This window comes from Pantoea sp. GM01, assembly GCF_000282675.1.
Taxonomy (GTDB): Bacteria; Pseudomonadota; Gammaproteobacteria; order Enterobacterales; family Enterobacteriaceae; genus Pantoea; species Pantoea nemavictus.
Genome location: NZ_AKIU01000009.1, coordinates 1 through 22,079 on the forward strand (window position 1 = coordinate 1; position 22,079 = coordinate 22,079).

The following is a 22,079-nucleotide window of genomic DNA, read 5'->3' on the forward strand; positions in this document are numbered from 1 at the left end:
GTAGGGTCGCCATTAATGGCGATCGGAATAGTTAATATCAACTCAACCACAACGGAATTTAAATGAGTATTGAGTTATAGATAATTAACTTTACTTCGTTACGTCCCGGAATATAATAGCCGCAATTTCAAAGCAGGAGAGTTCAGTTGGACAGTCACCCTTTTAGATGGCATTACAAGGCAAGCTGACGCGCGAACTTTTTTGTCGCTGCTTGCCAACACGGCGGGCAGCAATCCTCCTCTCTTCTGATGATTGTTCCCTCACAACGACACTGTAACGGGCCGAAGCTCGTGGGAACATCATCATGCACATGATTTTTAACACACTTTTCCCTCCGCCTCGATGCGCGCGCTGAACCTCAGCGTGCTGATTTACGCTGCGCGTTAGACAGCTCTTCGCTGTTCGACTGCGTGGTGTTTTCCATCGTCATTATCTATTACTCGTTATTTAACGAGCGACTCTTTTCGTCTTTAATTTCCGGGAGGTGATATGGAAATTCCCGACAGGTTATTTTTAATTTAATAACGCATTGCCGTTAATTTAATTACATCCATTTTGTGTGCATGGCATGCAGGGATATCTATTGCCGTAAAACAGAGGAATGTCATCATGACTGACATGAAACTCAACCAGGACAAAAAAGCCTGGAATACCACACGTCCGCAGCGTCACAAAACGCCGCGCTACCTGATTGAAGATGAAGCCGGATTCACTGCCGATGAAACTCTGGTGCGCCTGCGTAGTGATGCGCTGGGCCTGAATGAGCGTGAAGCCGAGGCGCGCTTAGCGGTATATGGCCGTAATCAGGTTGAACACGATAAAGCGCCGCCGGCGCTGGTGCAGCTGCTGCACGCGTTCAACAATCCGTTTATCTATGTCCTGATGGCGCTGGCTGCAGTGAGTTTTTTCACTGATTTCTGGCTGCCGATGCGCAACGGCGAGGAGACCGATCTGACCGGTGTCATCATCATTGTGACGATGGTAACGCTCAGCGGTTTGCTGCGCTTCTGGCAGGAGTTCCGCACCAATAAAGCGGCACAGGCGCTGAAGTCGATGGTGCGCACCACCGCGACCGTATTACGTCGTGAATCAGCGCAGCACGCGCCCAGCAAACAGGAAGTGGACATCGCTACGCTGGTGCCTGGCGACATCATCTATCTCTCCGCGGGGGATTTGGTGCCCGCCGATGTGCGCCTGCTGGATTCGCGCGATCTGTTTATCAGCCAGGCAATTTTAACTGGCGAATCGTTACCGGTTGAAAAGTATGACGTTACCGGCCATGTCACCAGCAAAAGCAGCGGTGCCAGCGAGCAGGGCACGTCGCTGCTGGAACTGGGCAGCGTCTGCCTGATGGGTACCAACGTCTCCAGCGGCAGCGCTAAAGCAGTAGTGGTGGCGACCGGCAGCGAAACCTATTTTGGTAGCCTGGCGAAATCGATTGTTGGTAACCGCTCACAAACCGCCTTTGACCGCGGCGTTAACAGCGTGAGCTGGCTGCTGATCCGCTTCATGCTGGTGATGGTGCCGGTGGTGCTGCTGATCAATGGCTTCACCAAAGGCGACTGGCTCGACGCATCGCTGTTTGCGCTGGCGGTGGCGGTCGGATTAACGCCGGAAATGCTGCCGATGATTGTCAGTTCAAATCTGGCGAAAGGCGCCATCGCCATGTCGCGGCGCAAAGTGATCGTTAAGCGCCTGAACGCGATTCAAAACCTCGGGGCAATGGACATCCTTTGCACCGATAAAACCGGTACGCTGACGCAGGACAACATCATTCTGGAGCATCATCTGGATTGTGCTGGGGTGGAAAACTCACGCGTGCTGATGTTGAGCTGGCTCAACAGCCATTATCAAAGCGGTACGCTGAACCTGATGGATCGCGCCATTTTGCAGTACGGTAAAAACCGGGTTAGCGAGGCGGTTGGCGACAGCTACATCAAAGTGGATGAACTGCCGTTTGATTTTATCCGGCGCCGTGTCTCGGTAGTGGTGCGCGATCGTCGCCTGAATCAACAGATGCTGATCTGCAAAGGCGCAGTGGAAGAGATGCTGAGCATCGCTACCGCCGAGCGCGAAGGCAAGCTGGTGCAGCCGCTGAACGAAACGCGCCGTGCAGAACTATTGGCGCTAGCACATCAATATAATGAGCAGGGTTTCCGCGTGTTGCTGGTGGCCAGTCGCGTGCTGGCGGAGCCGGGTTTACAGCAGCCGTTGAGCGTGGCGGATGAGCAGGGATTGACGGTGGAAGGACTGCTGACCTTCCTCGATCCGCCAAAAGAGAGCGCCGCGAAAGCCATTAGCGCACTGCGCGACAATGGCGTCAGCGTCAAGGTATTAACCGGCGATAATCCGGTGGTTACCGCACGCATTTGCCAGCAGGTTGGCATCGATAGCGGCGCGATCGTTACCGGCGACCAAATTGCATTAATGAGCGATGAGCAATTGGCGGCGGCTGCAGCACAAAGTTCGGTGTTCGCTAAACTCACGCCGCTGCAAAAATCACGACTGGTGAGCACGCTGCAGCAGCTTGGTCACACCGTTGGTTTCCTGGGCGATGGTATTAATGATGCTCCGGCGCTGCGTGATGCTGATGTGGGGATTTCCGTCGATAGCGCGGCGGATATCGCGAAAGAATCTTCCGATATCATCCTGCTGGAAAAAGATTTGATGGTGCTGGAAGAGGGCGTGATGACGGGGCGCGAAACCTTCGGCAACATCATTAAGTACCTGAACATGACCGCCAGTTCTAATTTTGGCAATGTGTTCTCGGTATTGGTGGCCAGCGCCTTTATTCCGTTCCTGCCGATGCTGGCGATTCATCTGCTGATTCAGAACCTGATGTACGATCTGTCTCAGCTGGCGCTGCCGTGGGACAAAATGGACCGTGAATTCCTGCGTAAACCGCGTAAATGGGACGCGCGTAATATCAAACGCTTCATGCTATGGATTGGCCCAACGTCGTCCATTTTCGATATCACCACCTTTGCGCTGATGTGGTACGTTTTTGCGGCGAATACGCCAGAGATGCAATCGCTGTTCCAGTCTGGCTGGTTTATTGAAGGCCTGCTGTCGCAAACGCTGGTGGTACATATGTTGCGGACGCAAAAGATTCCGTTTATCCAGAGTCGCGCTGCGCTGCCGGTGCTGCTGACCACGGCCTGCGTGATGATCGCCGGCATTCTGCTGCCGTTCTCACCGCTGGGTGCCATGGTTGGATTAGTGCCGCTGCCGTGGTCCTACTTCCCATGGCTGGTGGCAACGCTGCTCGGCTATTGCGTCGTCGCGCAGGGCATGAAAATGCTCTACATCAAGCGCTTTGGTCAGTGGTTCTAAGACGATGGAGGTGACATGCGCAACAGAAATCTTAATAAGGTGGTCTTCCATCTGCTGCTGATGATGGTGGTCATCGTGGTGTTGACGCTGGTATTGCGTTAATCACATGAAGGGCAGGAAATCCTGCCCTTTTCTTTACTCTTCATCCGGTTGGTAATACTGCACGCCGATTTCAATGCGCTCGCGCCCGCTGGCGACGCGATGGCGATTGCTGTCGCGCAGCGAATAGATGCAGCCGCAATACTCCTGCTGATAGAAACGTTCGCGCTTGCTGATCTCAATCATGCGTGACGATCCGCCGCCTTTACGCCAATTAAATTGCCAATAAAGCATATCGGGATAGTGTGCAGCCGCACGCACGCCGCAATCGTTAATCTGCTGCATGTTCTTCCAGCGCGAAATGCCAAGTGAACTGGTGATCACCGGAAAACCGTTTTCATGTGCATACAGCGCGGTGCGCTCGAAACGCATATCGAAACACATGGTGCAGCGCACGCCGCGTTCCGGTTCCCACTCCATGCCGCGTGCGCGCGCAAACCAATTGTCTTTGTCGTAATCGGCATCCACAAAAGGGACGCCAAACTGCTCGGCAAAGCGGATGTTCTCCTCTTTACGCAGTTCGTACTCTTTCAGCGGATGAATGTTTGGGTTGTAGAAGAAAATGGTGTAATCAATGCCGGAAGCCAGCATCGCTTCCATCACTTCGCCCGAGCAGGGCGCACAGCACGAGTGCAGCAGTACTTTATTGTGACCGTTGGGTAAAGGTAGCGGCTGGCGTGTGAAGGTATCAGACATAAGAATTATTGGTTAATAGAGTGTTGCGTAAAGTCTAAGGTGATTAGGCTGAAGATGCAAAATTGACGAAAACGGGGCAATAAAAAAGGCCGCAAGCGCGGCCTCTGGATTGGGCAAAGAGCGTTATTCAGTCACTTTCTTTTTCAGATCGCTGGCACCTTCTTTGGTTTTATTCCAGCCTTTCTGCGTGCCTTCTTTCGTGGCATCCCAACCTTTCTCGGAACCTTCTTTAGTATTGTTCCAGGCTTTTTGCGTGCCTTCGCTCGCTTTGCTGCTCAGGTTATCGCTTTTGCCTTCAGCAGCATGTTTAGCTTTCAGCTGCTGCTCTTTACCTTCGTTCTGCGCCTGATGCAGTTTTTCTTTAGCGGTGTTAGCACCGGCTTGCGCGTTAGCGACGGTGTCATCAGTAGCATGTGTAGTAGCGGCAAAAGCCGAAGAAGCCAACAGAAGAGCCGATACTGCAATAATTGTCTTTTTCATAATTCCCTCTTTCTTGAAATATGTCGTCTCAGGTATTCATCCTGGCATAAGCCACGATGGAAAGATTTAAGAATAAACCAGGAATGAAAAAGGTCTAGTTTCGCTGGTGAAATCACGTGCAGATAGCATTTTAAGCCGTTGGCTTTTACAGGGGGCAAGCGCAAATGACGTGCTTTACGTTCAGCAACAAAGATTAAGCCTGCATGCCAACGTTACCCCGCCCTGAATGGTTGTACTGTCATCACTTATCCTCAGTGGGATCTGCTCGACTAGCTCACCTAAAATCTGGAGCAACTTTTACTCATCGTCACGCTCTTTGGCGGCCCGCTGACGGGCATAAAACTCATCTTCTGCGGCGATGATTTCGTCCATCAACGAATCAACATCTACGCTATGCAACTCTTCGGTAAACAGGCCGGTTAACGGTGTTTCTGGCGTTAATTTTCCATCTTCGTACAGCTGCCAGATCTCTTTCGCATAGCGGGTTTGCAGTATTTGCGGGGCAAACTGGCCGTAGTAAGCGGTAATATTATTGACGTCGCGCTCAAACATGGATTCGGCATGATTATTAGCGGCGGCGTCGACAGCTTGTGGCAGGTCGATGATCACTGGCCCGTTCGCGTCCTGTAATACGTTAAACTCTGACAGGTCACCATGAACAATGCCGGCACACAGCATGCGCACGATGTTGCGGATCATGGTTGCGAAATCAACAGCGGCATCCTCTGCCGAAAGCATCACGTCACTCAGACGTGGAGCAACCATGCCTTCTGCATCCGTGACCAGCTCCATCAACAACACACCGTCGATGCAGATATAGGGTTGCGGGACGCGCACGCCAGCATTAGCCAGACGAAATAGCGCATCGACCTCCGCGCTTTGCCAGGTCTCTTCCTGTTGCTTACGTCCGAATTTCGAGCCCTTTTGCATGGCACGCGTATTACGCGAGTTACGGACTTTACGTCCTTCCTGATAATTCACCGCCTGCTTAAAGCTTCTCTGCGTGGCTTCTTTGTACACTTTGGCACATTGAATTTTACCGCCACTTAAAACTGTGTATACGTCAGCTTCTTTGCCGCTTCTAAGTCTTTGAAGTACTTCGTCGATCAAGCCATCATCGACGAGAGGTTGGAGTCTGTTTGGGATTTTCATTCCTGTCGCCTTGAAAGAGTACGAGTACAGATACAAAAAAGCCCGCAAGGCTTACGCCGTGCGGGCTCTTAGGACTTCATCGAATGACTCTGGTGTCATCGATGGAGAATTTTGGTGGAGCTGGCGGGAGTTGAACCCGCGTCCGAAATTACTACACCGTCGGCACTACATGCTTAGTCAGTCTTTACGTTCGCCGGCCAGCTGCGGACAGACACGCCACTGACAAACTAGCCTGATTAGATTTAGTGCTTCAACCCCAGGCAAGGCATCCACACGATCTCTTTTGGGTTTGACCTCTCTTGATCCCCGTCTTAAGAGCGGAAGCTAGGGAGAGAGGGCTTCAAAGCAGGTTATTAAGCTGCTAAAGCGTAGTTTTCGTCGTTTGCGACTATTTTTTTGCGGCTTTTTACGAGGCAAACCGCCCCTCGGCATGCTCCTAAGGCTTCACAATCCCGTCGAGTCCAGAATCAGCCCCAAGAAATTTCAATACTACAGAAAACAGATGTTCAAATCCAGTGCTTAACGCTTTGAATTCTTCATAATACGTGCTTTATCCATCTTCCATTCACGTTCTTTAACGTCGTCACGCTTGTCGTGCTCTTTCTTGCCGCGTGCCACACCAATTTTCAGTTTAGCCCAGGCATTTTTCCAATACATCGACAGCGCAACCACGGTAAAGCCTTCACGGTTAACGCGTCCGTAGAGGGAATCGAGTTCGCGTTGTTTCAGCAGCAGCTTGCGGCTACGCGTGGGATCACACACCACATGCGTTGAAGCCACTGCCAGCGGCTGGAAGGTAGAGCCGAACAGGTAAGCTTCACCATCGCGCAGCAGAATGTAGCTATCGCTGATGTTAGCCTTACCGGCACGGAGTGATTTGACTTCCCATCCTTGCAACGACATACCCGCCTCGAACTCTTCTTCAATGAAGTATTCATGACGTGCGCGTTTATTGAGGGCAATAGTGGCTGAACCGGGTTTGTTAACTTTTTTCTTTGTCATAGTGCGGCGTAGTCTACATCACTCAGTTTATGGGCGCATCCCCTGTCCTGCAGGGCGGTAAAAAACACTCCATTTTAGCACAGCAAGCAAAGCCGTGAATTTTTGTTTGGTGACTGAAAATGGTATTATTCAAGGGTTTTGTGATGAACAGGAACCATTATGGCCCAGATTAGCCGTTCAGCGCTGGTCCCTTATAGCGCTGAGCAGATGTACCGTCTAGTGAATGATGTGGATGCTTATCCTGAGTTTCTGCCGGGCTGCACCGGCAGCCGCGTGCTGGATAACAGCGGAGATCAAATGACCGCCGCCGTTGATGTCTCGAAAGCAGGCATCAGTAAAACATTTACTACGCGTAATACGTTGATCAGTAATCAAAGCATTTTAATGCAGTTGGTTGATGGTCCATTTCGAAAATTGACCGGCGGCTGGCATTTCACTTCGTTAGGTGATGATGCCTGTAAAGTTGAGTTGAGCCTTGATTTTGAGTTCACCAATATGCTGGTAGAAATGGCGTTTGGTCGCATCTTTAAAGAGCTCGCTAACAGCATGGTGCAGGCGTTCAGTCAGCGCGCGAAAGAGGTTTATCGTGCCTGATATCAGCGTGGAAGTGGTATACGCGCTGCCCGAGAAGCAATATTTGCGCTCAGTCACTATTGAAGAGGGCGCGACGGTTGAGCAGGTCATTCAGGCGTCGGGCTTATTGTCGCTGCGCAAGGATATTGACCTTAGCACCAATAAAGTCGGTATCTATAGTCGCCCAGTGAAATTGGCTGATACTGTGCAGGATGGTGACCGTATCGAGATTTATCGGCCGCTGATTGCCGATCCAAAAGAGATGCGGCGTCAACGCGCAGAGCGTGCGGCAGATAAGAAATAGTCGGATAGGAAAACTAAAAAAGGCGCTAAAGCGCCTTTTTTATTGCTGTTCACTTAGCCTTCTTTGCCAGTGAGCTTGGGCTTGTTATCGATGTTGGTCAGCGTTCCGTTGCTATCAAAGGTCAGCGTCAAGGTCTGCTGTTTCACACCTTCATGGCCAGGTTCCTGACGGAACACGTAATACCAAACGTTACTGCCAAAGGGATCGTGCATCATCGGCGTGCCAAGCGTGTAGGCGACCTGCTGCTGCGTCATGCCGTTGTGAATCTTCGACACATCGTTGGCGACCAGGTAATTCCCCTGATTGATATCCGGACGATACACAACGCGCTCAAGGGTGGAACATCCAGCGGTCATCATCAACATTACTACTGCCGCGGCAGTCAGCGTTTTACAGCGCATCTATACATTCCTTTTCTGGGGCCAAACGCCTTTCAGCAGGCTATTTTTTTGCCATCAAATTCTGAACTCTGCCTGCGGCAGGCTTTATCATTCGATTTATATAACTGCCGATGATAATAAACCTTTCCGCTATTTGAAACCTCTACAGAGCAAGCATATGACCACCAGCCGGGAAAAAAGTGCTGTATCAGGCGGCTAAAAGTTCTTTCGCGTTTGCCAGCGTGTTACGAGTGACCTCACTGCCGCCCAGTAGTCGCGCCAACTCTTGCAAGCGCGCACGCTTATCAAGCGGCTGCATATGGGTTTCAGTCATCGCGCCATCGGTCTCTTTGCTGACATAGAAATGATGATGTCCGCAGCCAGCAACCTGCGGCAGATGCGTTACGCACATCACCTGAGTTGATTCACCCAACTGACGCAGCATCTGGCCAACCACAGCGGCGGTTGGACCGCTGATTCCAACATCCACTTCATCGAAGATCATTGCTGGGGTTTCCATTTTCTGTGCGGTGATCACCTGAATGGCCAGAGCGATACGCGATAGTTCACCGCCCGACGCGACTTTGCCCAATGGCTGAAGCGGTTGACCTGGGTTGGTAGTAACGCGGAAATCAATACGTGTCGCGCCGTCAGCGGTGAGTTGATCTGCATTAAACTCCAGAACAATGGCAAACTGGCCATGCGGCATCGCCAGCGTGCGCATACTTTCGGTAATCAGATGACTCAACTCTTGTGCTGCGTGCTCGCGCAATTGATGCAGCTTTTCAGCACTGACTAACGCCGCTTTATGATGAGCCACCACGTCTGACTGTAGCGCTTCCTGATCGCTCTCTTGCTGTGACAACAGCTCCGCTTCATCCAGTAATTGCTGATAAAGCACAGGTAAGGTTTCAGGAGAAACGTGATGTTTGCGCGCAAGGGCGATCTGTCGTGACAGGCGCTGCTCGAGTTCATGCAGACGATTAGGATCGAGATCCAGCCGTTCGCAATAGTGGCGCAGTTCATCGCTGGCTTCACTGAGTTGAATGGCTGCTTCTTCCAGCAGGTTGAAAACGCCGCTAACTTTATTATCCAGCGTTAACAGTTCACCTAGCATATTGCGGGCGCTGTACAGCAGGCTTTGCAGATTGGTGTCATCACCATCGGCGAGGATTTGCAACGCTTGCTGACTGGTTGAAAGCAGTTGGCCGCTGTTCGCCAAACGTTTGTACTCTTCATCAATCTGTTCAAATTCGCCCAACTGTGGGGCAAATTCATTAAGCTCTTTCAGCTGATACTGCAGCAGCTCACGACGTGATTCCCGCTCTTGCGATAACTGCTGATGCTGTGCCAGCGCGCGGCAACTCTGGTGCCAGCGCTGGTAGTGCTGGCGCATGTCGCACAGCACATTGTCATGTGCTGCGTAAGCGTCCAACAGGTGCTTTTGGTGATCGGCTTTGAGCAGGAGCTGGTGAGCATGCTGGCCGTGAATCTGAATCAGCAACTGGCCGAGTTCACGTAGCTGCGACAGCGGCACTGAGGTGCCGTTAATAAAGCCACGCGAACGGCCATCTGCGCTAATCACGCGGCGCAGCAAGCATTCATTACCTTCATCCAGCTGATTCTCAACCAGCCAGCGTTGTGCGGAAGGCGAGGCTTTCAGTTGGAAGCGGGCGCAGATATCTGCACGACTGGCGCCCTGACGCACCATATCTGCTTCAGCGCGGCCGCCTAAACACAGGCCCAGCGCATCGATAGCGATAGATTTACCTGCGCCGGTTTCACCTGTGATCGCTGTCATACCACGATGAAAGTCGATCTCCAGTTCACGAACGATAGCAAAATTACTGATGGTCAGTTGTGCCAGCATAGAATCACCTGTATGTAAAAACAGATATGGTTTTACATACAGTATATCCTGGTTTTTTATACAGTAAAGTGATCGGCGATGATTTTCAGAACAATTTTTTCGACCAACCCAGCTTTGAGCTTAACGTATTAAAATAGTTATAATTTTTAGGGTGAATAAGATTGAGATGATTGGCGCTGCGGCGAATCAGTACATCTTCACCTTCCTGAATCGGCAGGGCTATCTGGCTGTCGCAACTGATCTCAAGGTCGCTGCGTAAGGAGGAAAAGCGCAGACGGATAGTGCTGCTGCTATTAATTACTAGCGGACGTGCGGAGAGCGTATGCGGGAACATGGGCACTAGCGTAATCGCGTCCAGCGACGGCGTAAGAATCGGGCCGCCAGCTGAAAGCGAGTAGGCAGTTGAACCGGTTGGTGTGGAGATAATTAAGCCATCAGAGCGCTGCGAGAAGGCAAACACCTCATCAATATAGACTTCGAATTCAATCATGTGCGCAACTTTTCCGGGATGCAGTACCACTTCATTAATGGCGCTACCGATGCGCGGCGAGCAATCTTCTTTGCAAACCTGCGCCTCCAGCAAGAAGCGGCTTTCGACGAAATAATCACCCTGCAGCACATCATCAAGTTGCTGTTGTGCGTTGTCCGGATCGAGATCGGTTAGAAAACCGAGGTTGCCACGGTTGATCCCAATGACTTTGATGTCATAGCGCGCCAGCACGCGAGCAGCGCCGAGCATGTTGCCATCGCCGCCGACAACCACGGCTAAATCGGCACGTTGACCAATATCCGCCAGGCTGCCAGTTACAGCGTTTTTCAAATCCAGTTCGCGCGCAATCTGCTGCTCGACAATCACCTCATAACCCTTTGCCGTTAGCCAGCGCCAGAGCATTTCATGGGTGGTTAACGCAGTAGGATGGCGCGGATGGCCGACAATCCCGATGCAGTTAAAGTGTTTGTTCATTTAGCGCGAGTTCCTTATAAGCCAAAACGGCCAGGCAATGTGATGGGTTTACTTGAAACCGTCAAACTGATCCCCATAATAAGCCAACCAGCGAGATGAATGTGCAAAACGCGGAGAAATTCATGAGTAGTAAAGAACAGAACACCCCAAACGAGCAAGTCTCAGACGAAATTCAACAGGATCAACAGCACGTGGACGCAGAGACAGCCGCTGAGGTGGATCCACGTGATGAGCGTATCGCGCAACTCGAAGCCGAGTTAGCCATTTCACAAACCGGCGTTCGTGATGCACAGCTGCGTGCTCAGGCGGAGATCGAAAACATCCGTCGCCGTACCGAAATGGATGTGGAAAAGGCGCACAAGTTTGCGCTAGAAAAATTCGCCAACGAACTGCTGCCAGTGATCGATAGCCTGGAGCGTGCGCTGGAAGTGGCTGATAAAGAGAACGCTGAACTGGCTTCGATGATTGAAGGCATCGAGCTGACGCTGAAGTCGCTGCTGGGCGCGGTGCGTAAGTTTGGCGTGGAAGTGGTGGGCGACACCAATGTGCCGTTCAATCCGGAAATCCATCAGGCAATGTCGATGATGGAGTCTGATGATATGGCGCCAAATCACGTGTTGATGGTAATGCAGCGTGGTTACACCCTCAACGGTCGTCTGCTGCGTCCGGCGATGGTGGCAGTGACCAAAGCCAAAGGCTAATTCCTTGCTGTAATGACAACGGCCGCATAATGCGGTCGTTTGTTTTTATGGCAGTTGCGGCATCCAATCGATCGGGGTTTGACCCGATTGGCTTAATAGCGCGTTAGCCTGTGAAAAGTGTTTGCTACCAAAAAAGCCGCGATGGGCCGAGAGCGGAGAAGGGTGCGGTGCTTTTAGGACATGATGACGCTGCGTATCAATGATGCTGCCTTTCTTCTGCGCATGTGAACCCCACAGTAAGAAAATCACCCCTTCGCGGTGCTGATTGATGGCGCTAATAACGTTATCCGTAAAGGTTTCCCAGCCAAAGCGCGCGTGCGAATGCGCCTTGCTGGCTTCCACCGTTAATACGGTATTCAACAGCATCACGCCTTGCGTTGCCCAACTCTCGAGAAAACCGTGTTTGGGACGTACAAAACCGGGAATATCCAACTCTAATTCTTTGTACATATTCAGCAGCGACGGTGGAATGGCCACGCCGGGCAGCACGGAAAATGCCAGCCCATGCGCCTGGTTTGGACCGTGATACGGATCCTGGCCCAAAATAACCACTTTGATATCGCCCAGTTCAGTGAGGCGGAAGGCGTTAAACACATCCTTCTGCGGCGGATAAACCGTTACGCCAGCAGCGCGTTCATTGGCAACCGCTTTAAGAGTTTCCACGAAGTAAGGTTTCTCTTTCTCTTCAGCCAGCACATCATGCCAGGTTAGCTTCTCAGCCATCATTGACTCCCTGCAAATTAATACGCCTAGCTTAACGTGTCAGGCACAGCAGCAGAAGAGTAAAAATAATTTGAAAATTTACGTAAAAAGTTAACTTTAAAAATTGTTGTGAATCAATTTGTTAGCTTTTGACGCGTTTAAAGCGATTGGACAAAATTGATACAGGTCAAAACCAAGGATTTCTTTGAGTGATATACCAGAGCATTCCATAACCGATTGATAAACGCTGTCCCTGTGCGGCAGCCTAAAGCCCTGGAGGCCCACTATGATTACCGGAATTCAAATTACTCAGGCAAGTAATCCACAGTTGATGAACTCATTCTGGCTGCTGGACGATGAGAAAGCTGAAGCACGCTGCCTGTGTGCTAAAGGTGATTTCTCTGAAGATCAGGTCGTTGCTATCAGCGATCTGGGTGAAATTGCTTACCGTGAAATTCCACTTGAGCAGAAACCGCAGGTGCGTATTGAAGGTGGTCAGCACCTGAACGTAAACGTACTGCGTCGTGAAACGTTGGAAGATGCCGTGAACCATCCGGAAAAATATCCACAGTTGACCATTCGCGTTTCCGGCTATGCCGTGCGCTTTAACGCGCTGACGCCAGAGCAGCAGCGTGATGTTATTACTCGTACATTTACCGAAAGCCTGTAATTGCAGCGCTGAAGAAAAGACACACAGCAATACAAGCCGCGCCAATGTTGATTGGCGCGGCTTTTTTATATTGTGCGTTGAAAAAGAGAGGCTTCTGAAGGGACGTTCATAACGAAAGCGCTATTTCGCTACGCTTAAAACAAAAAAATCGCCTCAAAAGAGGCGATCAGTTTCAGACGTTGCTGTTTTATTCCGCACCGGATTCTGGTGCATCGCTACCGCTTGGCTTGCGGCGTTTACCGACATTTTTGGTATCGCGATGGCGTTTTTTCACGCGTGGTTTCTCTTCTTCTTTCTCTTTCTTCTCTTTGCGCTTCGCAAGGGCCTTTTTCGACGGTTTTCCCGTCACTTTAGCGCTTGGCGCACGGCTTTCTGGACGCAGTTCATCAATCACACGCGCCTTTAACGGCTCGTTGATGTAACGGGTGATTTTGCCCAGCAGCACGTGATCGTGTGCCTCAACCAGCGAAATTGCTGTACCTTTACGGCCCGCACGCGCGGTACGACCGATGCGGTGCAGATAGGTATCGGCAGTGCGCGGCAAGTCGTAGTTGATAACGTGTGAGATATCGTCAATGTCGATACCGCGAGCGGCAACGTCAGTAGCGATCATCACCTTAACGCGGCCATCATTCATGCGTTTGATCGCTTCGTTACGGTTCACCTGCACCATTTCGCCTTCAAGATAGCTGGTGCGAATGCCGGCTTCATGCAGCCATGTGACCAGCTCATGCAGACGCTCGCGTTTGCGCACAAACACGATGACGCGCGTGGCATCGGGCTGTTTCAGCAGATGAATCAGCAGCTTATTTTTATGCTCGAGATCGTCAGCGCGGTAATACCATTGCTGGATTTTTTTACGTTCGCTTTTGCTTGGGTCGGCCTCGATAAAGACTGGCTCATTCAGCAAACGCTCGGCGAAGTCTTTGATGTGCTCGCCTTCCAGCGTCGCCGAGAACAACAGCGTCTGCTTGCGCCAGCGGGTTTCTGCGGCGATGGTTTCGATGTCCTGCGCAAAGCCCATATCGAGCATGCGGTCAGCTTCATCAAGAATCAGTGTCTCCACAGCACGGCAGTCAAAGTTCTCTTCTTTGATGTATTGCAGTAGACGGCCGGTGGTCGCGACGACGATGTCCTGGTTTTCGCTGAACACTTCGGCATGGTTCATATACGCCACGCCACCGGTGATGGTGGCGATATCCAGATGCGTGTGTTTAGCCAGTTCGCGTGCGTGATCGGCAACCTGCATCGCCAGTTCGCGCGTTGGGGTGACAATCAAAATGCGTGGCGGGCCTGATTTCTTGCGCGGGAAATCGAGCAAATGCTGTAAAGCGGGCAGCAAAAACGCTGCAGTTTTCCCCGTCCCGGTTGGAGCCGAACCCAGAACGTCACGGCCTTCCAGCGCGGCAGGAATGGTCTCGGCCTGAATAACAGTAGGGCGAGTGAAGCCTTTTTCCTGCAAAGCTTGTAGCAGGCTTTCGTCGAGTTCGAGTTCGGAGAATGTGGTTACGGTCATGGTCTACCTCAGTTTGGGGCGCTGATTATAGACAGAACGAATATAATCTTCATCTGTTTGTGTAGTTATTACAGGCGCAGGTGAATTCCCATCCCCACCACGTTACACTTCCGGCAGTAAAAAATTCAATGGTAGTGAAGAATGTCTCAGCACCAGCCGCAGGCGCGGCAAACGTTAAGAAAAGATGGTTTTACCTTTAAACAATTCTTCGTCGCACACGATCGCTGTGCGATGAAAGTGGGCACCGATGGCGTGTTAATTGGCGCATGGGCGCCTGTTGCAGATGTCCGTCGCATCCTCGATATAGGCTGCGGCAGCGGACTGATTGCGCTGATGTTGGCGCAGCGCACGTCGTCTCAGGTACAGATTGATGCGGTCGAGCTGGAAGCCAGCGCTGCGCAGCAGGCGCAGGAAAATATGCAGGCTTCGCCGTGGGCGGATCGCATTACGGTTCATCATCAGGATATTGTTAGCTGGAGCGAGCAGTGCGAAAAACGCTATTCGCTGATCGTCAGTAACCCACCTTTTTTTGCGCCAGGTATGGCTTCTGGCAGCATAGAGCGAGATACCGCACGCAGTACCGCCACACTCGATCATCTCACCCTGCTGCGTTGCGCGGCGCAGTTGATTGAGGAAGAGGGACTTTTTTGTGTGGTGCTGCCCGCAGAGGCAGGAGAAGCGCTGATTGCACTCGCAGAAGCCGACGGCTGGCATCTGCGCTATCGCTACGACGTAGCCGCTTATGCGCAGCGTCCACCGAATCGGGTGGTCTTAGGCTTTTCTCCAACCGCAGGCGAAACGCTGCTGGAGCGTCTCGCCATTCGCGATGAAGATAAAAGCTATTCGGCAGACTGGCTCAGCCTGGTCAAAGCGTTTTACCTATTCCGTTAGCGTTGGCTGCAGGATGGTCGGTAAGGCTTCCGCAAGCAGGTCGGGATTGTCGAGGGTAAAGTGCAACCCGCGGCTCTCCTTGCGTTGCAGTGCACAGCGCACCATCAGTTCGGCGACCTGAACCAGATTACGTAGCTCCAATAGATTGTTGGATAGGCGGAAATGCGCGTAGTACTCATCGATCTCCTGCTGTAGCAAATTGATGCGTCGCAGTGCGCGCTCCAGCCGTTTGGTGGTGCGAACAATGCCCACGTAATCCCACATAAACAGCCGCAGTTCGTGCCAGTTGTGTTGAATGACCACGCGCTCATCGGCATCATCAACGCGGCTTTCATCCCATGCGGGTAGATGTTCCACCGCCGCGACATCGGGCAGGCGAGCGATCATGTCTTCCGCCGCTGACCAACCGTAAACCAGGCACTCCAGCAGTGAGTTTGATGCCATGCGATTGGCACCGTGCAAGCCGGTGTAGCTCACTTCGCCGATGGCATAGAGCCCGTCTACGTCAGTTCGTCCCTGCTGATCAACCATCACACCGCCGCAGGTATAATGCGCCGCGGGCACGATGGGAATAGGCTCTTTGGTAAGATCCAGGCCGAAGGTCAATAACTTTTCATAGATCATCGGGAAGTGGGCGCGCACAAAGCTTTCCGGCTGGTGGCTAATGTCGAGATACATGCAATCGACGCCCAGGCGTTTCATCTCATGGTCAATCGCGCGCGCGACGATATCGCGCGGGGCCAGTTCGGCTCGCTCGTCAAAGTCAGGCATAAAGCGCGATCCATCTGGTCGCAGCAGCCAGGCACCTTCACCGCGCAATGCTTCGGTTAACAGGAAATTCTGTGCTTGCGGATGGAATAAACAGGTAGGGTGGAATTGATTGAATTCCAGGTTGGCCACGCGACAACCGGCGCGCCATGCCATCGCGATGCCATCGCCGGACGCCACATCCGGATTCGTGGTGTATTGATACACTTTCGCTGCGCCGCCGGTGGCTAAAACCACGGCGCGCGCGCGACAGGTTTCTACCTGTTCGCGATTGCGGTTCCAGATCCACGCGCCAACCACACGGCGTTTGCCCGGCAAACCGAGCTTATCGGAGAGAATTAAATCCACCGCATTGGTGCGTTCGATAATGCGGATATTGGGATGACTCAGCGCCTGGCTTACCAGCGTGGTTTCAACCGCACGACCAGTGGCATCGGCGCTGTGCAGGATACGACGATGGCTGTGGCCGCCTTCGCGTGTGAGATGGTAACGTGCTTCGCCGTCAACCTGCGGCTCTTTATCGAATGCTACGCCATTATCAATTAACCATTGCACACAGTGACGCGCATTACTGGCGATGAAACTCACTGTTTGACGATCGCATAAGCCCGCTCCGGCCACCAGCGTGTCTTCTACGTGAGATTCAATGCTGTCCGTTTCATCAAACACTGCGGCAATTCCGCCCTGCGCATACAGCGTTGAGCCTTCATTGACCTGGGCTTTACTGAGCACAGTCACCTGATAATGCGGTGCCAGTCGCAGTGCTAAAGATAAACCTGCCGCACCGCTGCCGACGATGAGTACATCACACTGATAATCAGGAAGAGAGGTCATGATGTTTAATTTACTAAACAAAAGGTCGCTTGAGCATAAGCCTGGATAGCGATGCTGTGAAGTATTTTGAACAAATTACGCCGGAAAATTATCCTGCCACTCAGGATAGTAACGCGATATCAGTAGGTTAACGTTTAAAATAAGCAGAATGTGTTTTTTATAGTAAACACTCTGAAAATTCAGGTAATAAAGGTGAAAATGACCGCATCATAAGGTACTCTGCCAGCGATTATCGGTGCCGCAAAAGACACCACCGGCGTGGCAAGTCGCTACACTGAAAGACCATCAACAACAATGATGTCGTGGTTCCGATACGGAAATATTCAGGTCGTTGTGAACTTTAGGCCAGCAGATCACTCTAAGCGCATGCTTGCTCAGAACAATGAGATGTGCTGGCAGTTCACTTACGCATAAAAAAGTTTTGGGGAGATATTACCTCGGATGAGCGAGCAGTTAACGGATCAGGTTCTCGTTGAGCGGGTTCAGAAGGGAGATCAAAAGTCCTTTAATTTACTGGTGATTCGATACCAGCATAAAGTGGCGAGCCTGGTTTCACGCTATGTTCCCTCAGGCGATGTGCCTGATGTGGTTCAGGAATCTTTTATTAAAGCGTATCGCGCACTGGAGTCGTTCCGTGGCGACAGCGCTTTTTATACATGGCTGTACCGTATCGCGGTGAATACAGCAAAAAATTATCTGGTTGCTCAGGGGCGACGTCCGCCATCCAGTGATGTGGATGCTATCGACGCCGAGAATTTCGAAAGTGCAGGTGCGTTAAAAGAAATTTCGAACCCTGAGAACTTAATGTTGTCTGAGGAACTGAAACAAATCGTCTTTCGCACCATTGAGGCGCTTCCCGAAGATCTTCGTATGGCCATTACCCTTAGGGAATTGGATGGCTTAAGTTACGAAGAGATTGCCGTCATCATGGATTGTCCGGTTGGTACCGTACGTTCGCGTATCTTCCGTGCACGAGAGGCTATTGATAATAAAGTTCAACCGCTTATCCAACGTCAGTGATAACGGCTACTGGAAGGGTACCAAGGCATGCAGAAAGAAAAACTTTCCGCTTTAATGGATGGTGAAACTTTAGATAACGAGCTGTTGGCGTCGTTGTCAAAGGATGCGGATCTTCAGCAAAGCTGGGAAAGCTACCATCTCATCCGCGACACCTTACGAGGTGATATCGGTGAAGTGCTGCATTTTGATATCTCCGCACGTGTAGCTGCGGCCATCGAAAATGAGCCGACGCGCAAAGTCACTCCGCTGATCCCTGAAGCGCAGCCTGAGCCGTCACGCTATGAAAAGATGCCGTTCTGGCGTCGTGGTGGCAGCTGGGCTGCACAGTTGACTCAGGTTGGTGTCGCTGCCTGTGTATCACTGGCGGTGATTGTGGGTGTTCAGCACTACAACAGTTCACCAACCGGCAGTGCAACGGAAGCCTCTGACTCACCCGCGTTTAATACCTTGCCAATGATGGGTAAAGCGTCGCCGGTTAGCTTAGGTGTGCCGTCTGAAGCGTTCGACACCAATAGTTCTAATCAGCAGGTGCAGGAACAGCGTCGTCGCGTGAATGCCATGCTGCAGGATTATGAACTGCAACGTCGTCTGCATGCCGATCAGGTTCAGTTTGAAAAGAACGATCCGCAACAGGCACAGGCTAATGTTCCTGGAAACCAGTCGTTAGGAACTCAGCAGCAGTAATGAAGCAGCTTTGGTGTGCCGTTAGCCTGCTGGCAGGCAGCCTGTTTTGCTCATCTATCGCCTCGGCGCAGACATCTGCGTCCGGGGCGTTGTTACAGCAGATGGAGCAGGCAAGCCAGAACCTCAACTACGAATTTGCCTACATCAATGTCTCGCGTCTCGGCATTGAATCTCTGCGTTATCGTCACGCGGTAATCGACAATCGTATCTTCGCTCAACTTCTGCAGATGGATGGGCCGCGCCGTGAAGTGATTCAGCGCGGTAACGACATCAGCTATTTCGAGCCGGGATTAGATCCATTCTCGCTGCCGGGCAATCACATTATTGATGCACTTCCTGCGTTGATGTTCGCGGACTTCTCCCGTTTGGGCGAGTCTTACGATTTCATCCCCGTGGGGCGCTCGCGCATGGCCGATCAGATGTGCGAAGTGGTGCGTATCGTGTCGCGCGATGGCACACGCTACAGCTATGTGGTGTGGCTGGATGTGGATACCAAATTGCCGCTGCGTATTGATCTGCTCGATCGTGACGGAGAAACGCTGGAGCAGTTCCGGGTGATCAGTTTTGCCGTTGATGAAGGCGTGCGTAATCTGATGCAAGGTCTGGAAAAGGCTAATCTGCCGCCGTCGCTGTCACTGCCGGCGGGAGATAAAGTTGAACTTAGCTGGCAGCCAGGCTGGCTTCCGGCAGGCATGAAGTTGATTTCACAAAGTCGACGCAATATTCCGTCGATGAACAAAACTGTCGAATCTCGCCTGTATAGCGACGGCTTATTCAGCTTCGCTATCAATATTACTCCAGCAGATAAAAGCAGCAGCGTGCAGGCATTGCGCACTGGGCGTCGTACGGTGCAGACAGAAGTGCGCAATAATAGTGAAATCACGGTGGTGGGCGAATTGCCGCCAGCTACTGCCAAACGTATTGCGGACAGCATAGATTCGGGTTCACCAAAATGATGAGAGAATGGGCCACCGTCGTGGCGTGGAAGGAAGGCATTGCTACGTTGCATACGGAAGCTAAAACCTCCTGTAACAGCTGTTCGGCGCGCAAAGGCTGCGGCAGCCACGCGCTTAATCAGCTGGGACCCAAAAATGCTCACGTTATGACTATCGCCAGCGCGGAGCCGTTGCAACCTGGGCAGCGTATCGAATTAGGCATTCGTGAAAGCAGTTTACTGGGATCGGCGTTGCTGGTTTACATGACGCCGCTGTTTGGCCTGTTTTTGGTTGCAGGTATCTTCCAGATGTTGTTCCACAGCGATGTTGCTGCGGCCTGTGGCGCACTGTTAGGCGGCATTGGCGGCTTTATCGTGGCGAAAGGTGTCTCTAACGTATTCGGCGATCGCGAGGCATTTCAGCCTGTGATTCTCAGTGTTGCGTTACCTCCCGATGCACTGCGTGTGGAAAGCGAAGTTTGATCCCCGTCAGGGCCGCATCGGATGCGGCTTCCTCTATTCTGCTTAACCGCTGAAATCTGTTGCGATTCCCCACAGTTCCATTCTTTAACGCGCGGCGTTAACAGTGTAATATGCGTCGTCATTAATGAGGCCGACAGGGTTCCGGGTAAAGCTGACTTTCCTGAATGTGTCTGTGCTCAAGTTTCCCACTGATTTTCTACGTGAAGATATTCATATAAATGAAGCACATAAGAAATTTCTCCATCATCGCTCACATTGACCACGGCAAATCAACGCTCTCTGACCGTTTGATTCAAATTTGTGGTGGCCTGAGCGATCGTGAGATGGCTGCGCAAGTTCTCGACTCAATGGATCTGGAACGTGAACGCGGCATTACCATTAAAGCGCAGAGCGTAACGCTCGATTACAAAGCGCTGGACGGTGAAACTTACCAGCTCAATTTTATCGATACTCCCGGACACGTTGACTTCTCCTATGAAGTTTCCCGCTCTTTGGCGGCGTGTGAAGGAGCATTGCTGGTGGTCGATGCAGGGCAGGGCGTTGAAGCGCAGACGCTGGCAAACTGCTACACCGCAATGGAAATGGATCTGGAAGTGGTACCGGTATTGAACAAAATCGACCTGCCTGCCGCCGATCCAGAGCGCGTAGCGGAAGAGATTGAAGATATCGTCGGCATCGACGCTACCGATGCGGTACGTTGTTCGGCGAAAACCGGCGTCGGCGTGCCCGATGTGCTGGAACGTCTGGTGCGCGACATTCCGCCGCCAGAAGGCGATCCAGAAGGTCCTTTGCAGGCGCTGATTATCGATTCATGGTTCGATAACTACCTTGGTGTGGTGTCGCTGATTCGTATCAAAAACGGTACGCTGCGCAAAGGCGACAAAGTGAAGGTCATGAGTTCTGGCCAAAGCTATAACGCTGACCGCCTGGGTATCTTCACGCCGAAACGCGTTGATCGCAACGAGTTGAACTGCGGTGAAGTGGGCTGGTTGGTGTGTGCGATTAAAGATATCCTCGGCGCGCCAGTAGGCGATACGCTGACCTTGCAGCGCAATCCGGCGGAGAAAGTGTTACCTGGCTTCAAAAAAGTGAAGCCACAGGTTTATGCCGGTCTGTTCCCGATCAGTTCCGACGACTATGAAGCGTTCCGTGATGCGCTGGGCAAATTGAGCCTGAACGATGCATCACTGTTCTACGAGCCAGAGAGCTCAACGGCGCTGGGCTTCGGTTTCCGCATCGGCTTCCTCGGTCTGTTGCACATGGAGATCATTCAGGAACGTCTGGAGCGTGAATACGATCTCGACCTGATCACCACCGCGCCGACCGTAGTTTATGAAGTGGAAACCACCGATGGTGAAACGATTTACGTCGATAGCCCGTCGAAACTGCCACCGCTGAATAATATTGCAGAGCTGCGTGAACCGATCGCTGAGTGTCATATGCTGCTGCCGCAGGAGTTCCTCGGTAACGTCATTACGCTGTGTATCGAAAAACGTGGCGTACAAACCAACATGGTTTACCACGGTAAGCAGGTTGCGCTGACGTATGAAATTCCGATGGCTGAAGTGGTGCTCGACTTCTTCGACCGTCTGAAATCAACCTCGCGCGGCTATGCATCGCTGGATTATAACTTCAAACGTTTCCAAACCTCTGACATGGTGCGTGTCGACGTGATGATTAACTCAGAACGTGTTGATGCGCTGGCGCTGATTACTCACCGTGATAACTCACAATATCGTGGCCGCGATCTGGTGGAGAAGATGAAAGATCTGATCCCTCGTCAGCAGTTTGATATTGCGATTCAGGCGGCAATCGGCAACCACATTATCGCTCGCTCAACGGTCAAACAGCTGCGTAAAAACGTCCTGGCGAAATGCTATGGCGGCGACGTGAGCCGTAAGAAGAAACTGTTGCAGAAGCAGAAAGACGGTAAGAAGCGAATGAAGCAGGTCGGCAACGTTGAGCTGCCGCAGGAAGCATTCCTTGCCATTCTGCATGTCGGTAAAGACAGCAAATAAGGATT

21 protein-coding genes and 1 other RNA gene are annotated in these 22,079 nt (G+C 51.8%); 11 read left to right on the forward strand and 11 right to left on the reverse strand.

Annotated elements, in window-relative coordinates; all coding sequences use genetic code 11:
- The first annotated feature begins 609 nt into the window (after window positions 1–609).
- Window positions 610–3,333, forward strand: a complete 2,724-nt coding sequence (mgtA, locus tag PMI17_RS03420; RefSeq protein WP_007886136.1) for a magnesium-translocating P-type ATPase — start codon at window positions 610–612, stop codon at window positions 3,331–3,333.
- A 135-nt stretch (window positions 3,334–3,468) separates the two neighbouring features.
- Here mgtA and PMI17_RS03425 read toward each other — a convergent pair whose 3' ends face one another.
- From PMI17_RS03425 to smpB, 5 genes are all read right to left on the reverse strand, one after another.
- Window positions 3,469–4,128 carry an epoxyqueuosine reductase QueH gene (locus tag PMI17_RS03425; RefSeq protein ID WP_007886137.1) on the reverse strand — a complete coding sequence of 220 codons (660 nt, stop codon included), beginning with the start codon at window positions 4,126–4,128 and terminating at the stop codon, window positions 3,469–3,471.
- A gap of 123 nt (window positions 4,129–4,251) precedes the next feature.
- Entirely contained in the window at window positions 4,252–4,608 is a 357-nt protein-coding gene (locus PMI17_RS03430; RefSeq protein ID WP_007886138.1) for a hypothetical protein, read from the reverse strand.
- Window positions 4,609–4,905: 297 nt separating this feature from the next.
- Window positions 4,906–5,760, reverse strand: a complete 855-nt coding sequence (locus PMI17_RS03435; protein ID WP_007886139.1) for a PA4780 family RIO1-like protein kinase — start codon at window positions 5,758–5,760, stop codon at window positions 4,906–4,908.
- Window positions 5,761–5,872: 112 nt separating this feature from the next.
- Window positions 5,873–6,235, reverse strand: a transfer-messenger RNA (tmRNA) gene (gene ssrA / locus PMI17_RS24660).
- 44 nt (window positions 6,236–6,279) lie between these two features.
- Window positions 6,280–6,762 carry an SsrA-binding protein SmpB gene (gene smpB / locus PMI17_RS03440; RefSeq protein WP_007886141.1) on the reverse strand — a complete coding sequence of 161 codons (483 nt, stop codon included), beginning with the start codon at window positions 6,760–6,762 and terminating at the stop codon, window positions 6,280–6,282.
- Between the two features lie 159 nt (window positions 6,763–6,921).
- On the opposite strand from smpB, the gene PMI17_RS03445 reads away from it, so the two are divergent.
- Window positions 6,922–7,356, forward strand: coding sequence for a type II toxin-antitoxin system RatA family toxin (locus PMI17_RS03445; RefSeq protein ID WP_007886142.1), 435 nt, complete (start codon window positions 6,922–6,924; stop codon window positions 7,354–7,356).
- Entirely contained in the window at window positions 7,349–7,639 is a 291-nt protein-coding gene (locus PMI17_RS03450) for an RnfH family protein (protein ID WP_007886143.1), read from the forward strand. Before PMI17_RS03445 ends, PMI17_RS03450 begins: the two co-directional genes overlap by 8 nt.
- A gap of 53 nt (window positions 7,640–7,692) precedes the next feature.
- Here PMI17_RS03450 and bamE read toward each other — a convergent pair whose 3' ends face one another.
- The 3 genes from bamE to nadK form a co-directional block, all read right to left on the reverse strand.
- Window positions 7,693–8,040, reverse strand: a complete 348-nt coding sequence (gene bamE / locus PMI17_RS03455; protein ID WP_007886144.1) for an outer membrane protein assembly factor BamE — start codon at window positions 8,038–8,040, stop codon at window positions 7,693–7,695.
- Between the two features lie 187 nt (window positions 8,041–8,227).
- Complete coding sequence (gene recN, locus PMI17_RS03460) at window positions 8,228–9,889, reverse strand: DNA repair protein RecN (RefSeq protein ID WP_007886146.1); 1,662 nt, start codon at window positions 9,887–9,889, stop codon at window positions 8,228–8,230.
- 85 nt (window positions 9,890–9,974) lie between these two features.
- Entirely contained in the window at window positions 9,975–10,853 is an 879-nt protein-coding gene (gene nadK / locus PMI17_RS03465) for an NAD(+) kinase (protein WP_007886147.1), read from the reverse strand.
- A gap of 122 nt (window positions 10,854–10,975) precedes the next feature.
- On the opposite strand from nadK, the gene grpE reads away from it, so the two are divergent.
- Complete coding sequence (grpE, locus tag PMI17_RS03470; RefSeq protein WP_007886149.1) at window positions 10,976–11,554, forward strand: nucleotide exchange factor GrpE; 579 nt, start codon at window positions 10,976–10,978, stop codon at window positions 11,552–11,554.
- 45 nt (window positions 11,555–11,599) lie between these two features.
- Here grpE and ung read toward each other — a convergent pair whose 3' ends face one another.
- Window positions 11,600–12,277, reverse strand: coding sequence for a uracil-DNA glycosylase (gene ung / locus PMI17_RS03475; protein ID WP_007886151.1), 678 nt, complete (start codon window positions 12,275–12,277; stop codon window positions 11,600–11,602).
- Between the two features lie 265 nt (window positions 12,278–12,542).
- On the opposite strand from ung, the gene grcA reads away from it, so the two are divergent.
- Entirely contained in the window at window positions 12,543–12,926 is a 384-nt protein-coding gene (gene grcA, locus PMI17_RS03480) for an autonomous glycyl radical cofactor GrcA (RefSeq protein WP_007886153.1), read from the forward strand.
- Between the two features lie 187 nt (window positions 12,927–13,113).
- On the opposite strand, the gene srmB is transcribed toward grcA, so the two are convergent.
- Window positions 13,114–14,442: an ATP-dependent RNA helicase SrmB gene (srmB, locus tag PMI17_RS03485; RefSeq protein ID WP_007886155.1), complete on the reverse strand. Its 1,329-nt coding sequence runs from the start codon at window positions 14,440–14,442 to the stop codon at window positions 13,114–13,116.
- Window positions 14,443–14,583: 141 nt separating this feature from the next.
- Here srmB and PMI17_RS03490 point away from each other — a divergent pair, with 141 nt between their 5' ends.
- A complete protein-coding gene (locus PMI17_RS03490) occupies window positions 14,584–15,333 on the forward strand; it encodes a tRNA1(Val) (adenine(37)-N6)-methyltransferase (RefSeq protein WP_007886159.1) in 750 nt (249 codons plus the stop codon).
- Here PMI17_RS03490 and nadB read toward each other — a convergent pair.
- A complete protein-coding gene (nadB, locus tag PMI17_RS03495; protein ID WP_007886160.1) occupies window positions 15,322–16,935 on the reverse strand; it encodes an L-aspartate oxidase in 1,614 nt (537 codons plus the stop codon). The genes PMI17_RS03490 and nadB overlap by 12 nt on opposite strands.
- 441 nt (window positions 16,936–17,376) lie before the next feature.
- Between nadB and rpoE the strand changes: the two genes are divergently transcribed.
- The 5 genes from rpoE (at window position 17,377) to lepA (ending at window position 22,074) form a co-directional block, all read left to right on the forward strand.
- Window positions 17,377–17,955: an RNA polymerase sigma factor RpoE gene (rpoE, locus tag PMI17_RS03500; protein WP_007886161.1), complete on the forward strand. Its 579-nt coding sequence runs from the start codon at window positions 17,377–17,379 to the stop codon at window positions 17,953–17,955.
- A gap of 27 nt (window positions 17,956–17,982) precedes the next feature.
- Window positions 17,983–18,639, forward strand: a complete 657-nt coding sequence (rseA, locus tag PMI17_RS03505) for an anti-sigma-E factor RseA (protein ID WP_007886163.1) — start codon at window positions 17,983–17,985, stop codon at window positions 18,637–18,639.
- Window positions 18,639–19,595 (forward strand): sigma-E factor regulatory protein RseB, encoded by a 957-nt coding sequence (gene rseB / locus PMI17_RS03510; RefSeq protein ID WP_007886165.1) that lies wholly within the window; start codon window positions 18,639–18,641, stop codon window positions 19,593–19,595. Before rseA ends, rseB begins: the two co-directional genes overlap by 1 nt.
- The gene (gene rseC / locus PMI17_RS03515) at window positions 19,592–20,056 is read left to right on the forward strand and encodes a SoxR-reducing system protein RseC (RefSeq protein ID WP_007886167.1); all 465 of its coding nucleotides are present in this window, start codon (window positions 19,592–19,594) and stop codon (window positions 20,054–20,056) included. Before rseB ends, rseC begins: the two co-directional genes overlap by 4 nt.
- A gap of 218 nt (window positions 20,057–20,274) precedes the next feature.
- Complete coding sequence (gene lepA, locus PMI17_RS03520; protein ID WP_007886170.1) at window positions 20,275–22,074, forward strand: translation elongation factor 4; 1,800 nt, start codon at window positions 20,275–20,277, stop codon at window positions 22,072–22,074.
- Window positions 22,075–22,079 lie beyond the last annotated feature (5 nt).